This window comes from Chryseobacterium elymi (assembly GCF_003385495.1).
Classification (GTDB): Bacteria; Bacteroidota; Bacteroidia; order Flavobacteriales; family Weeksellaceae; genus Chryseobacterium; species Chryseobacterium elymi.
The window spans coordinates 97161-112063 of the sequence record NZ_QNUH01000006.1; the positions used below are offsets into that span (position 1 = coordinate 97161).

14 protein-coding genes are annotated in these 14903 nt (G+C 35.8%); 9 read left to right on the forward strand and 5 right to left on the reverse strand.

What is annotated here, in order from left to right; all coding sequences use genetic code 11:
- Positions 1–16: 16 nt before the first annotated feature.
- The gene (locus DRF60_RS08665; protein ID WP_116011708.1) at positions 17–1180 is read right to left on the reverse strand and encodes a 2-isopropylmalate synthase; all 1164 of its coding nucleotides are present in this window, start codon (positions 1178–1180) and stop codon (positions 17–19) included.
- A gap of 146 nt (positions 1181–1326) precedes the next feature.
- Between DRF60_RS08665 and DRF60_RS08670 the strand changes: the two genes are divergently transcribed.
- Positions 1327–2871 (forward strand): hypothetical protein, encoded by a 1545-nt coding sequence (locus DRF60_RS08670; protein ID WP_116011709.1) that lies wholly within the window; start codon positions 1327–1329, stop codon positions 2869–2871.
- A 44-nt stretch (positions 2872–2915) separates the two neighbouring features.
- Here the strand turns inward: DRF60_RS08670 and DRF60_RS08675 are convergent, their stop codons facing one another.
- Positions 2916–3884 (reverse strand): dipeptidase, encoded by a 969-nt coding sequence (locus DRF60_RS08675; RefSeq protein WP_116011879.1) that lies wholly within the window; start codon positions 3882–3884, stop codon positions 2916–2918.
- A gap of 265 nt (positions 3885–4149) precedes the next feature.
- On the opposite strand from DRF60_RS08675, the gene thrS reads away from it, so the two are divergent.
- Entirely contained in the window at positions 4150–6069 is a 1920-nt protein-coding gene (gene thrS, locus DRF60_RS08680; RefSeq protein ID WP_116011710.1) for a threonine--tRNA ligase, read from the forward strand.
- 168 nt (positions 6070–6237) lie between these two features.
- Entirely contained in the window at positions 6238–6738 is a 501-nt protein-coding gene (gene infC, locus DRF60_RS08685) for a translation initiation factor IF-3 (protein WP_185144581.1), read from the forward strand.
- 95 nt (positions 6739–6833) lie between these two features.
- Here infC and DRF60_RS08690 read toward each other — a convergent pair whose 3' ends face one another.
- Positions 6834–7394, reverse strand: a complete 561-nt coding sequence (locus tag DRF60_RS08690; RefSeq protein ID WP_116011712.1) for a hypothetical protein — start codon at positions 7392–7394, stop codon at positions 6834–6836.
- A 158-nt stretch (positions 7395–7552) separates the two neighbouring features.
- On the opposite strand from DRF60_RS08690, the gene DRF60_RS08695 reads away from it, so the two are divergent.
- Together DRF60_RS08695 and DRF60_RS08700 are read left to right on the forward strand one after the other, a co-directional pair.
- A complete protein-coding gene (locus DRF60_RS08695) occupies positions 7553–8632 on the forward strand; it encodes a resolvase (RefSeq protein WP_116011713.1) in 1080 nt (359 codons plus the stop codon).
- Between the two features lie 96 nt (positions 8633–8728).
- Positions 8729–9295: a hypothetical protein gene (locus DRF60_RS08700; protein ID WP_116011714.1), complete on the forward strand. Its 567-nt coding sequence runs from the start codon at positions 8729–8731 to the stop codon at positions 9293–9295.
- An 82-nt stretch (positions 9296–9377) separates the two neighbouring features.
- Here the strand turns inward: DRF60_RS08700 and DRF60_RS08705 are convergent, their stop codons facing one another.
- Complete coding sequence (locus DRF60_RS08705) at positions 9378–10007, reverse strand: response regulator transcription factor (RefSeq protein WP_116011715.1); 630 nt, start codon at positions 10005–10007, stop codon at positions 9378–9380.
- Position 10008: 1 nt separating this feature from the next.
- A complete protein-coding gene (locus DRF60_RS08710; RefSeq protein WP_116011716.1) occupies positions 10009–12216 on the reverse strand; it encodes a tetratricopeptide repeat-containing sensor histidine kinase in 2208 nt (735 codons plus the stop codon).
- A 437-nt stretch (positions 12217–12653) separates the two neighbouring features.
- On the opposite strand from DRF60_RS08710, the gene DRF60_RS08715 reads away from it, so the two are divergent.
- The 4 genes from DRF60_RS08715 (at position 12654) to rplT (ending at position 14702) form a co-directional block, all read left to right on the forward strand.
- Positions 12654–13475: an alpha/beta fold hydrolase gene (locus DRF60_RS08715; RefSeq protein WP_116011717.1), complete on the forward strand. Its 822-nt coding sequence runs from the start codon at positions 12654–12656 to the stop codon at positions 13473–13475.
- 122 nt (positions 13476–13597) lie between these two features.
- Positions 13598–13939 (forward strand): hypothetical protein, encoded by a 342-nt coding sequence (locus DRF60_RS08720; RefSeq protein ID WP_116011718.1) that lies wholly within the window; start codon positions 13598–13600, stop codon positions 13937–13939.
- 103 nt (positions 13940–14042) lie between these two features.
- Complete coding sequence (gene rpmI, locus DRF60_RS08725) at positions 14043–14240, forward strand: 50S ribosomal protein L35 (protein ID WP_047453167.1); 198 nt, start codon at positions 14043–14045, stop codon at positions 14238–14240.
- A gap of 117 nt (positions 14241–14357) precedes the next feature.
- Positions 14358–14702: a 50S ribosomal protein L20 gene (gene rplT / locus DRF60_RS08730; protein ID WP_034705993.1), complete on the forward strand. Its 345-nt coding sequence runs from the start codon at positions 14358–14360 to the stop codon at positions 14700–14702.
- Positions 14703–14903 lie beyond the last annotated feature (201 nt).

Genomic DNA, 14903 nt, shown 5'->3' on the forward strand with positions numbered 1-14903 from the left:
GATTTTTAAATCAATACTATCCTATTTTTCGGCTGCATGTTTCCATGATCATGTACAGATCATCATTTTTAACTTCTTTTTTCCGGTCGGCAATTTTTAAAAATTCCTGATACAGGAAATCAAGTTCATTTTTAGTGATATCATAACCGATATGCTTAAATCTGTATGCCAGTGCAGAACGTCCGCTTCTCGCTGTAAGAATAATGGATGAAGCATTGACGCCTACTTCTGCGGGATCTATAATTTCATACGTTTCACGGTTTTTAATAACACCATCCTGATGGATTCCTGAGCTGTGTGCAAAAGCATTGGCTCCTACAATAGCTTTATTAGGCTGTACAGGCATTCCCATAAGATCTGAAACCATCAAACTCATTTCATTAAGCATTGTTGAATTGATATCTGTATGAAAATTTAAGCCTTTATGCTGTTTTAAGATCATCACCACTTCTTCCAAAGCTGTATTTCCAGCTCTTTCTCCCAATCCATTGATCGTACATTCGATCTGGCGTGCTCCGTTGACTATCCCGGCAATTGAATTAGCCGTAGCAAGTCCTAGATCATTATGGCAATGGCACGACAGAATTGCCTTTTCAATGCCTTTTACATTCTCTCTCAGATATTTTATTTTCTTACCATATTCTTCGGGAAGGCAATACCCTGTTGTGTCAGGAATATTCAAAACAGTAGCTCCGGCTTTAATTACTTCTTCGCAGACTCTTGCCAGGTAGGCATTATCTGTTCTTCCTGCATCTTCTGCATAAAATTCTACATCTTCTACATAGCTTTTGGCATATTTTACAGCTTCTGCTGCCCGTTCCAGGATATCCTCACGCGTTGAATTGAATTTATATTTAATATGGGAATCAGAAGTTCCGATTCCTGTATGGATACGGGGCCTCTTTGCATATTTCAATGCTTCAGCAGCCGTATCAATGTCTTTTTTATTAGCTCTTGTCAGTCCGCAGACTTTAGCATTTTTTACCAGCTTTGAAATTTCAGAAACAGATTCAAAATCTCCGGGGCTTGAAATAGGAAAACCGGCTTCTATTACGTCAATCCCTAGCTTATCGAGCCTTTCTGCTATAATCAGTTTTTGTTTTGTATTCAGTTTACATCCGGGAACCTGTTCCCCATCCCTCAGCGTCGTATCAAAAATTTCGATTTTTTCGGAATTCATAATGAAGTTTTTTACTTAATTTTGATCAAAACTACCGCTTACAATATTTTTACATTTTCATCTTTACTGAAAATTACAATATTCAACAGCCGGAAGAATAACTACATTTACTTAATAATCAATTTATTACATTTTATAAATTTACAATGGCAGAATTGCAGAAAGATTTTTTGTTTGTACTGATTAAGTCATTAACTACTTCTGAAAAACGTCAGTTCAGGCTGTACGTGAACCGTCTTGGAATTAATGTTGATGCTAAATTTCTGCTCCTTTTCTCGGAACTGGATAAGATGAAGGAATACGATGAACATATCATCATTGAGAAAAAAATATCCACCAAACAGCAGCTTTCCAACCTGAAGGCCCATCTGTATAAGCAGATTCTGGTGAGCCTCAGAATGAATCCAAGCCATCAGAATTATAGGATACAACTTCGGGAACAGTTGGATTTTGCCAATATCCTGTACCAGAAAGGTCTTTACAAGCAGGCTTTAAAAATATTGGACAAAACCAAACAGTCTGCCCTGGAACTGGATGAGAAAAGTATTGCTTCCGAGATCATCGATCTTGAAAAAGTAATTGAGTCTCAGTTTATTACCCGAAGTATAAAAGGGCGGGCTGATGAACTTATTGAGCAGTCTACAGAGATTAGCCGACAGAATCATTATGCAACGGAACTTTCCAATCTTTCCCTGAAACTGTACAGTGAAATGCTGACGTATGGCTATGTAAAAAATGATACGGACCGTGAGAAAGTACTGGAACTTTTTAATGATCAAATCAAAAAAATAAAACTGGAAAAACTGAATTTCACGGAAAAACTATGGTATTTCAAAGCCCATGTGTGGAAAAATCAGTTGCTTCAGGATTACAAATACACTTTAAAATACGCCTATCAGTGGGTAGATCTTTTCCATAAAAAACCTGAAATGATTTTTAGCCATCCGGTGTGGTATATCAAAGGGAATACCTACCTGCTTAAAATCCTGTTTCTGTATGGAAATATTGATATTCTGGAAGAACATTTCGAGAATTTCAATACAACCGTCAATGCTGAGAATTTTGCCCAGAATGAAAATCTGCAGGCTTTAATTTTTCTTACCCATTACAATACTCTGATGAATATCCATTTTGTAAAAGGTGAATTTTTTGCAGGCACGAAACTCATCCCTGAAATTGAATTGAAAATGGAAAGACTGCGGGAAAGAATTGACGAACACCACTTTATGATCCTTTATCTGAAAATGGCCGCCATGTTTTTTGGAAGTAAAAACTTTGAAAAATCCATTGAATATTCGATGAAAGTGGTTGAATGCAAAGGAAATGTACAGGAAGATCTTCTTTTTCATACAAGAATTCTGATCTTAATGGCCAAATATGAATCCGGAAATGATGAAGATTATGATGAGTTCATCAATTCAACGCTGAAATTTGCAAAAAAAATGAAAAAACCTGAAGCCTTTCATTTTGAAAGCATTCAGTTTTTTAAGAACATCAACAGCTTGGTTTTAAATAAACAACAGAAATCATTTGAAGCTTTCGATGAAGTCCTTGAAGGATTTTCTAAAAACGAATATTACAGGAGATCACTGTTTTATATTGACATCCATGGATGGGTAAAATCTAAAATAAAAAATGTGGATGTGATAGAAATTATCAAACAGAAAGTACGGTATAAAAGGAAGAGTTAGAAATCAGGGTGGTGACTTATAGAGCCTCAGCCACCACCGTATACTTATATTCTTTCAATAAAATCTAAAGCATTTTTATAGCTGATCTTTTCCATTATTTCTGTGGAAAAATCCTTTTCAATTCTGTTGTTGGTGGTGTTAAATAATGATGCATTATCATATCCTTCAAAGAAAAAAGGATAACGGGATTTATCCGGATGTTCTTTATCGTAGAAAAAATCCGCACCATAGGCAATAACATCTTCTGCTCCCAGATCAAGTCCATGTTGAATATGTTCATATAATCTCTCTGGATTCTTTTCATCAAGCCATTCCCGGATAAGGTTGAGTCCTATCAGCCCTTTTCTTTTAATAACTTCTTTCGCAAGTTCATCCGGAAGATTCCTTTTTTTGTTCTGAATATTCCGGTAGTTGGAGTGACTTGCCAGAATAGGAATATTGTAATTTTTTTGGTCTACGTAATTAAGGATATCATATGCCAGTTGATCACTTGTGTGGGAAAGATCAATAGCAATTCTCCGGTCTGCAATATAATCGATCAGCACTTTTCCGTCATCTTTCAAGCCGGCTTCAGAGTTGTTCCCACCCCCAAAACGGTTTTCAGTGTGGTGGGTAATTCCCAGGTAAAGAATTTTTTGTGTGTTTTCGATGATGGCTTCCAGATTTTTAAACCCTGCTTCCAAAGTGTCATTTTCTCCGCAAAAAGCCGATGCATTTTCAATCGAGGCTATAATGCCTACTCTATCTTTATTTTCAGTATTTTTATAATTCCCGCTTTCAAACAGAAAGAAATTTTCATTCTTCAAAAGATCTGAAAATATTACACTTTGCTTTACACCATCAACAGTACTGTTTCCATCGGTTGAAGCATATATCGCCATCACCTGGAGTTTTACATTTCCTTCTTTTAAATAAGGAAGTGAGCATCCCAATTCTCTGTCATCGATTGTTGAACCCGCTTTCAATAAATAGCATAACAAGTCGCAGTGCAGGTCAATATTAAAGTTTTTCATATCATCGTACATATTATCATATCTTTTTCTTTGATTTGGTGTAAATTTACAGCACACAAATCTCATTTCCACAGCATTATTACTGCAAAATACTGAAAATTTCAGGACATTTTTCTATGAAAAATTTAGGTTGAGAATGAGTACATTTAAAATAACAAATCTAAATTTGAAGATTCACCAGCAATTCTTATTTCAAATATACTTTAAAAATAGCATATTATTTAAAAAATGCGTATTTTTGCAACTTAAAATTTCTTAGTAAACAATGATAAAAATTACACTTCCAGACAATAGTGTCAAAGAATTCGAAGGAGAAGTTACTCCTTTAGATGTGGCGAAATCTATAAGCGAGGGATTGGCTAGAAATACCATCTCCGCAGTTGTAAACGGCAAACAAGTAGAAACGACCACACCTATAACCACGGATTCAACGGTGCAATTGTTGACATGGAATGATGATCTTGGAAAGAAAGCGTTCTGGCATTCTTCTGCCCACCTGTTGGCGCAGGCTATCCTTGAATTTTATCCTGATGCTAAGCTAACGATAGGACCCGCCATTGAAAGCGGATTCTATTATGATGTGGATTTCGGGGACGAGAGTTTATCTGAAAAGGATTTTGAGAAGATTGAAAAGAAAGTTTTGGAAAATGCCAAAAAAGGTTCAACATTCTCTTTATATCCTGTTTCTAAAGAAGAAGCATTAAAAACATATGCAGATAACCCTTACAAAGTAGAGCTTATCTCTAATCTTAATGATGGAGAGATCACTTTTGTAACCCACGATGATTTCACGGATTTATGTCGTGGAGGACACATTCCCAATACAAGTATTGTAAAAGCTGTTAAGATTTTAAATGCGGCAGGAGCTTACTGGAGAGGAAATGAAAAAAATCCTCAATTAACAAGAGTTTATGGTATTTCTTTCCCTAAACAGAAGGAGCTTACTGAATATCTTGAAAAACTGGAAGAAGCAAAGAGAAGAGACCACAGAAAACTGGGTAAGGAACTTGGCATTTTTGCATTTTCTGAAAAGGTAGGTGCAGGACTTCCGTTGTGGTTGCCAAAAGGTACTGCTTTAAGAAGGAAATTAGAGAATTTCCTTTCTGATGCTCAGAAAAAAGGAGGCTATGAGTTCGTAATGTCCCCACATATCGGGTCAAAAGAACTGTATGTAACTTCCGGGCACTGGGATAAATATGGTGCAGACAGCTTCCAGCCGATCAAAACTCCAAATGAAGGAGAAGAATTCATGCTGAAGCCTATGAACTGTCCTCACCACTGTGAGATCTACAAAACTTCACAATGGAGCTACAGGGATCTTCCGAAAAGATACGCAGAATTCGGTACGGTTTACAGATATGAGCAGAGCGGAGAGCTTCACGGATTGACTAGAGTTCGTGGATTTACTCAGGATGATGCCCACCTTTTCTGTACTCCGGATCAGCTTTCAGAAGAATTTGAAAAAGTAATTGATTTAACGCTTTATGTGTTCAAGTCATTAGGTTTTGAAGATTTTGTAACTCAGGTATCCTTAAGAGATCCTGATAACAGAGAAAAATATATCGGCTCCGATGAAAATTGGGAAAAGGCCGAAAACGCAATCATCAATGCAGCAGAGAAAAAAGGTTTGAAAACGATTGTAGAATATGGTGAAGCTGCATTTTACGGTCCAAAACTGGATTTCATGGTAAAAGATGCCTTAGGAAGAAAATGGCAGCTGGGAACCATTCAGGTGGATTATAACTTACCGGAAAGATTTGATCTTCATTACATCGGAAACGATAATGAGAAGCACAGACCGGTGATGATCCACAGAGCACCATTTGGTTCTATGGAACGTTTTATTGCAATCCTTTTAGAAAATACCGCAGGTGATTTCCCGTTATGGCTAAGCCCTGATCAGTTCACTATTCTACCGATCAGTGAAAAATATGTAGATTATGCAAAAAAAGTTTCACAATTTTTGGAAAATCACGATATTAGCGGTCTGATTGATGACAGAAATGAGAAGACAGGGAAAAAGATCCGTGATGCGGAATTGAAAAAGATTCCATTCATGCTGGTTGTAGGTGAAAATGAGGAGAATGACGGCACAATTTCAGTAAGAAGACGTGGCGAAGGTGATCTTGGAGTCATGAATATGGAAGATTTTGTTTCTTACTTTAAAAAAGAAGCAGCAATCTAAGGAACATTTAAATATTAAAGAATTTAAAGATTGAAAAATTTTGAAACGAATATTAATCTTTCAAATGTTCAATTAAAATTAGTAATTAACCAATAAAATTATAATACAATAGCACAAAGATTTAACAACAGGGGCCCACAGAGACGTCCTGTACAGGAGGACTTACACTTGATCAACGATAAAATTCGTGTGAGAGAGCTTCGTTTAGTGGGCGATAACGTAGAGCCGGGAATTTTTCCAATTGATAAAGCAAGACAGCTTGCAATGGAACAGGAATTAGACCTGGTAGTAATTTCGGATAAGGCCGAACCTTTCATTGCAAGGATATTAGACTATAAAAAGTTTTTATACGAGCAAAAGAAAAAGCAGAAAGAACTTAAAGCCAAGCAAATAAAAGTGGTGGTAAAGGAGATCCGTTTCGGACCTCAGACTGACGACCATGATTATGAATTTAAGAAGAAACATGCTGAAAAATTCCTTGAAGAAGGTTCTAAATTGAAGACTTACGTTTTTTTTAAAGGACGTTCAATTATCTTTAAAGACCAGGGAGAAATCTTACTTCTAAAGCTTGCCCAGGAATTGGAGCACGTTGGAAAAGTAGACCAGCTTCCAAAGCTTGAAGGAAAAAGAATGATTATGATGATGAGTCCTAAAAAACCAGCTAAATAATTTTAACAGACTGAATGTCTGTCTTCTATCATATAAAAACCTCAAATTACTTTGAGGTTTTTTTATTTTAATGTTTTTAGAAAAAGATAGTTGAGCTATCCTTCAAAATCACCACAATCATGTTCTTTGAAATGGGGTAAAGTTTTTTTTGTGGTAAAATATCTGGATATTCTTTTATTATTTAATTGCAGCTTTTGACCTTCTACAAGCAGCTCGTAGACCGGTGCTTTATCTATCTGGGTTAAAATATATGTTCTTTCTGACGTTTTTAGAATAGTTTTGTTTTCTTCAATAGAGAATGAGAACCCATTAATTTTAAAGGTATCATTTTCATCGCAGACATTGGTCCATACCATTTTATCGTTTGTAATGGATAAGCTTGCCAAATCACATGAATAACAGTTGCCGGAGAACTCTATCCCATACTTTTCATATGTATTTGTACTTTTTCTGTTCAGCAAATCAATAGGAACCAGCACAGAAAAATCAGCCGGTATATCAGCTTTTGAAATATGATTCTCTATCTGACCGGACGTTGGAACAGCATCTTTTTTTACCGCTGTAGAAGCTGTGTTTTCCACTTTTTTTTCTGTAGCAGGTGAACAAGATGCCAGCAAAGCGGTCACAAGTGAAAAGTTGATTATTATATTTTTCATGGGTCTACAATAATTTACAATACTTAATTTATCTTTTGTAAAATTCTCTAAAATATACCATTCAATATATCCCTGATTTCAGCCATTTACCCTCTATATTAAGCCGTTTTATTGGCTGTTGCTCCGGATACTTATACCTTTGGTTAAAAATATAGAAAATGAAAGCCTCTTATCAGTTCTTTATATCATCTATGGTCATTGTTTCTACGGGATGTAATCCGCAAAACAATACATCAGAAACCAATAAACCGGAAGCGGAAGTTACACAGAAAACCATAACATTTGCCGATTTCAAAAAGATAAAAGGTGTAGATAATGTGCAGGATGTCCCCTTTCAATTATTTACCAAGCTAGATTCGGTAAGGTTTTTCATAGCTCCGGATAAAGCTGCAGCTTACCTGAAAATGCCTTACAATAAACTGGATAACTATTATGGATTTGAGGAGTTTGATGACTTCTATTCTATTCATTACAGCATTAATAATACTATTTCGAACAGCATTGAGGCTTTTGTCTTGAAATCAGAATTCACTGCGGCATTTGAGCTTACTTTACAAGGTGTGGATCTTTACGAGATAAGAAGCAGCACATTTAAGGAATCATCCGATTTTAAGAACAAATCTTTTAATAAATTTGGTACCATTGCTGAAGTTTCAGAACAAGAATTTAAAGCAAACTCAAATAGCCGAACCGGTGAAACACTGGTAAAAAATCCCAATATAAAAAGGCAGGATAATAACTGGGTATACATTGAAAATGACATAAAAGAGGTTATTACACAACATGAAAATATATCTACAGAGACCGGACCACTGGCTAATGAATATGTAGGACAGTCATCTTACTTAAACATGGAGGTTTTCAAAGAAAATTCTGACGAAGTTGCAGATACTTTCTATTCTTTTTACAACATAAAAAATGCAGTCGTGTTTGAATTGGGTACGGAGGGCTATCCACAAATTCTTCCTGCTAAGAGCTGGGTTACATACATCTCATCCAATAATGATGTGGGGAGTAATTTTGTTATCGCTAAATACTTACCGCAAACCAAAAAACAGGAGAACCTTTTATATGTGAATTTTACCAACTTCAAAATAGCAGATGATAAAAAAAAGGCATTCTGGACGGATAACGATACCTTTTATGCAGAAGTTTATCCGCTTAATTCAGCTTCGGCCAATGGTAAAAAGCAAAAAACAGCTTATATCAAAATCCAGTTGAAGGCTGATCTGTTTTAGGAAGGAATATTTCAGAAAAATTAAAAACCCCTGAAATCAGCCAGTGTTCATGAAGCTAAAGTCCAATATCTTTGCTGCAGCTATTTAAAATATACAATGAAAAAAATAAGTTTAACTCTCCTTTTTTGTTTACTAAGTTGTTTGGCTTTTGCACAGTCATTGAAAGTAGTTATTAAACAAGACGGAAAAGTAATTGAACCTGTAAATGATGTTTACGAACTGAAAAAATCTGCTTTCCTGTTCGAAATTACCTCTACCAATCTGGAAGGGTTTTTAATGGGAGCCACTATGGATAAGGATATCTATACGGCTGCTGCAGGTCTTTATAATCCCGAAGTTCCATGGTTTCAGAATACGGGTATGGCGGAGGAATTGTATAACAAAGACAAAGAACTGTTTTTGATGGACACGGCACCATCCTATTGGTATTATACCGATGCAAAAGACCATAGATTCGATAAAACCCCTAAAGGCAATTTAAAACAATGGACGGCTACGCGTACTATTACAAGGTTTTATGATATCATGGCAGATCAGGCAATCAGTTTAAAAGATTTTGAAGGAAATGCTTATGTATTAATGTATGAGCCCGTATATAACAATGAATATGACTTAACAGGAAAGAAAAACCTTTTTCAGGCTGTGTTGAGCTTCAAAGATTAATGATTATGCACCTAATTATTTGATTTATATAAAAAAGGTCTGCTTTTACGATGTAAGCAGGCCTTTTTGTTGGATGAATGTTTTATTCGATTATCAAACCGTATTCTATGGCCAGTTTAATGGCTGAACTAAGATTAGAAGTCTGGAATTTTTCAATAAGGTTTTTCCGGTGACTTTCTACGGTGTGCGGGCTGATGAAAAGCTTTTCTGCCATTTGATTGGTCGTAAGTCCTTTCGCCGCTTCGGCTAAAATTTCTTTTTCTCTTCTCGTCAGTTTCGGAACCTGATGTAGCCCATCTGCGGATTTTTTCTCCAAAACAGACCTGGTTTGCGAGCATAAAAACTGGTTATCGGCATATACAGCATTAATACCTTCAAGAATTTCGGAAACCGAAGCATTCTTCTGGATGTATCCTAAAGCGCCTTCAGCCAGAGTACTGTTAATCACAGGCAGTTCATTATGAACGCTAAGCATAATAATCCGGAGATTCCTGTACTTTTTCTTTAAAGGTTTTATGAGTTCGATACTGTTGGTATCTACCAGGTTAATATCCAGCAACAAAATATCGACAGCCTGTTTTGCCAGGCCTGCATTCATTTCTGAAACGCTTTTGAAACAATCTACCACATCTATGGTATCACTGTTTCCTAAAATATTTTTCAATCCTTCCAATAGAAGTGGATGATCGTCTGTTATGGCTACTTTTATCATGTTAATGAATAGGAATTTGAAGTTCTATGCTGGTCCCGATATTCAATTCGGAGGTGATGTTCATCGTTCCTTTTAAAAACTGGACCCTTGACTCTATATTATGAAAACCTGCCGTTTTTCTTACGTCTAAGCTTGCAGGGTCAAAACCTTTACCGTTATCCTCTACCGTAAGATGTAATACATTTTCTTCTTCACTTATCTGAATAATAATTTCGGAAGTATCGGCATGTTTTATGGCATTATTAACCAATTCCTGAATGATCCTGTATAAAATAAGTTGCTTGTCTTCAGATATAGAGTTACTGTAATTGATAAATTCGGTATGGATGTCTACTGTGTTATTGGACATGCGGTTAGCAAACTCCTGAATAGCTGCTTCCAAACCGTATTTCATTAATAAATCGGGCATTAAATTATGTGCTACGCGTCTCAGCTCTTCCACAGCACCATCAATCTGGTTAATCGATTTTGAAATTCCTTCCTCTATATTTTCGGATTGATGTGGGTCTAAAGAAGACAGCTGGAGTTTAGTCCCTGAAAGCAGCCCACCCAATCCGTCATGAAGATCACGGGCTAAACGGCCACGCTCCTGTTCCTGCCCTTCTAACAATGCGGTAAGTGTAGATATTTTTGAATTCTGTTTCTCTTTTTCCATGGCTAAGGCATGCAGCTCGTCTCTTTGCTTCATCGACTTTGCCCGTTGCTTATAGGCATACAGCAATACAAGAATCAAAACGATGAAAATAAAGATAAAAACAATGTAGTAAGTATTGATCTTTTCCTTGAATGTCAACAGCTTTTTATAGTTACTGATGTCATTATTTTTTTGCTTGGTTTCTAATTTTGCCAGTCGAAGCTGCTGCTCTTTTTTCTCCGATTCAAGTTCTGAAAATTTCAGTCGTTCCCGCTGATTTTCCTCCACCAGTTTCAAATTGTTGTAAACCTGTTCACGTTGTGCCCGAAGTATGTTGATCAATCTGATTTCTTGTGCTTTTTTATCACTTTCCAGCTGCAGCTTTATGTACTTCTGTTCCTGCCGTTCTTTATCAAACTGCGATTCCAATCTTTTGGTAATATCAAGTTTTTCCTGATCGTAAACATTTTTGTATTTATCAACATAACTTTTATAATACGTCAGCGCTTCTTTGTAATTGCCCTGCTCTTCGCTAATTCGGGATAAAGATTCAAGAATGGATAATTCTATATTATGATCCCTAACCGGGCTTTTTCCAATTTCCATGGAGGCTTTTAGAAAGTAAGACTTTGCCAAATCATAATTTTTATCCTGCAGGGCCAGTTCTGCCAAAATTCCAAATGAAGAGGCGATATGAATGGCATCACCGTTTTCCAGGCTCACACTATTGGCTAATTGTGCATATTGTATCGCCTTATCTCTATCAAAACCGGTATACAAATTGGCTAAATTGATGGCCGCATATGAAAGACTGCTCCTGTTGAACATCGCCTCTTTATTTTTATTAAAAGTCGCAACAGACTGCAAATAATACTGTTCTGCCTTATTTCTCAACGCGTTATCCGATGGGTTTTGAGCGTATTTCTGTTCGTATACGTAACCCATCCGCATATAGGCATCGAAAATAAGGTTAGGATCATTTTGTCTGGATGCCAACAGCAAAAACTGTTTGCTATATTTTTCTTCCAGCTGGTATTCATTAAGGTTAGAATAAATAGCGGATAATTCTTTAGCTACATTGCCAAATCTTCCATACAATGTAGAAGTCGTGGGCGAGTTTTCGTAATAGTCAATGGCTTTCAAGTAAGCAGCAACAGCATCGGCCGTTTTATTATTGCGTATCAGAATCCAGCCCATTGCGTACTGCAGATAGCCTTTAGCTTCGTTGCTGCCTGTTTTTAAACTATACATCCTTGCCATCTCCAGACTTTTTAAAGATTCAGACTCTTTATTATCAAGTCGATAATTCATAGCCTGCACAGCATACAAAATAGTAGCGTATTTTCCATCGGCCTGTTTTGCTGCAATGGGAATGTTGGTTTCTAAAACCTGATAGGATCTGGATTTAAACTTATGGAAAAATAAGGCAGTAACGAATTTTGGGGCCAGATTCAGCCGCTCTGCTGTATTGTTTGAAGCATGGCTATATTCCTTTTCTAATTTGCTTAAAACATCCTGTGCCTGAGTAAAAAACGGACAAATACATAAAGTAAATACAAATAACAACCTGTACATCAAACCCTTGTCTCTATTAAATATTATTCTATTAAGGAATGTAAATATAGGTAAAATACCCGCTAATCGATATCATAAAATACTTCTTCATACTTTGGAAAAAATTTTATTAAATCTGTCATTTTATCTTATTGTTAACTTGAATTGTTTCTCTTCGCAACATTAAAAGGCAGGTCTTTGGCAGTTTAAAAGATGTCTTACCAATATTAGAAGAAAGTAAAAAATAAAACAATCCCTATTATCAGCTATATTTTAATTGTATAAGAGGCTAGATCCTTAAATTCTCTACTAAATTTAGCGTTAATGATGCATTACCTAGCTTTTATAAGCTGATCAATATATTATCTTAGATCAATGTATTATGAATATTTTCCATCTACATTTGTGAAATATAAAAATAAATACATTTTAATTTATTAATCATAAAAAAATAAACAATGAGCATACTTACATTAAAAGACGGAACTGAGATTTATTACAAAGACTGGGGAAAAGGACAGCCTGTATTTTTTCATCATGGATGGCCATTATCCAGCGATGACTGGGATGCGCAAATGCTGTTCTTCCTGGGACAAGGCTACAGAGTTATTGCTCACGACAGAAGAGGTCACGGAAGATCTGAACAGACTGCTGAAGGACATAACATGGATACCTATGCTTCTGATGTTGCAGAAATTGTAGAAGCTTTAGATCTTAAAGATGTTATCCATGTAGGACATTCTACCGGAGGCGGTGAAGTAATCAGATATGTAGCCCAATACAGCAAAGGAAGAGCTTCCAAAGCAGTCCTGATAAGCGCGGTAACACCAATTATGCTTAAGACTGAAAATAATCCCAATGGTGTTCCAATGTCTATTTTTGATGATATCCGTCACAATACAGCCACTCAGAGACAACAGTATTTTGTAGATTTCTCGTTAGCATTCTATGGTTATAACAGAGAAGGTGCAAAGGAATCTGAAGGAATTCGCAGAAATTGGTGGAGACAGGGAATGATGGGATCTATTAAAGCTCATTATGACTGTATCAAAGCTTTCTCTGAAACAGATTTCACGGAAGACCTCAAAAGTACAGAAGTGCCGGTTTTGGTACTGCATGGTGAAGATGACCAGATTGTACCGTTTGAAACAACGGGTAAAGTTGCTGCTGCCCTTCTTAAGAATGGAAAGCTGATTTCTTACCCTGGCTTCCCTCACGGAATGCCTACGACAGAAGCTGAAACGATCAATAAAGATCTCTTGGAATTTTTCAAGTCATAATTTTATCTAATATAAATTATAGAAACTGCGGACATTTTTGTTTGCAGTTTTTTATTTAGATTTATGAAAAATCAAAAAACACATTTCCCTTTTTACCCGGTAGAACATAATAAGAATTTCTTTTGTACAAGAAACTAATTCATGATCCTAAACTAAAGCTGGATGTATATCAGTCCGTTGATAAGACTGATTATATGGGACTTTATAATACCAGAAATACCATTGTTGCCGACACTTATCTCTATTTTATTGAAATGGATGGCAAAAAACCGGAAGTACTGTCTGCATGGTATGATAAAGGCGTTACCTTTTTTGTAAAGAAAGCAAGTGTGAAATATATATTGAAATATTTCAAAGATAAATGTACCCCAATGGCAGATGCCTATAAAAACGACGAAATTGAATTCAAAGACAGCCCTGTTCTATTTATCGGGTACTACTTAAATAATTGTTCGAAAAATTAGTCGGCTTCACGTTTTTTTCGTAATTTTGCAAACTGTTATTCCTAAGTTTACAAAGGAATAAAGAAACAAGATATTGATAACAAAACAATAAAAAAGCAGAACAATGCCAAAATTAAAAACGAAATCAGGTGCTAAAAAGCGTTTTAAACTTACCGGAACTGGGAAGATTAAAAGAAAGAATGCTTTCAAAAGCCACATCTTAACTAAGAAAGAAACTAAGCAGAAGAGAAATCTTACGCAGACTTCTTACGTTGCTGCTGTGGATACAAAAAGCGTTCTACGTCAATTAGCCATTAAGTAGTTTTTATAAATCTATATTCGGTTTATAAGAATTCAAACAAATTCAACAATTTAACCCTGAAATGGTGCCACTAAGAGCAGTTTAGCTGCCGCCCCTTTCAAAAAAACAATTTAAATTATGCCAAGATCAGTAAATGCAGTAGCTTCAAGAGCTCGCAGAAAGAAAATTATTAAGCAAGCTAAAGGTTTTTTCGGTAGAAGAAAGAACGTTTGGACTGTAGCTAAAAACGCGGTAGAAAAAGCAATGCAATATGCTTACCGTGGAAGAAAAGAGAAAAAGAGAAACTTCAGATCACTTTGGATTACTCGTATCAACGCGGGTGCCAGAGAGCATGGAATGTCTTACTCTCAGTTTATGGGAGCTCTTAAAAAGAACAACGTAGAGCTTAACAGAAAAGTTTTAGCTGATTTAGCAATGAATCACCCTGAAGCTTTCAAAGCAGTTGTAGATCAAGTAAAATAATGTAGAATTTTTTGTTATCAATATAAATCCCGGGCTATGTCCGGGATTTTTTATATTACCTGTTATATTATTATTTCATCATTATACCCCATATATATATTAGAGAAATTTCATGATTCTGAAAATGTATTACAGAAAAAAATCATATTGGAAAATTTTCCTTTTTGCATAAAATAAAATTGATTTTTATTATCTACATTT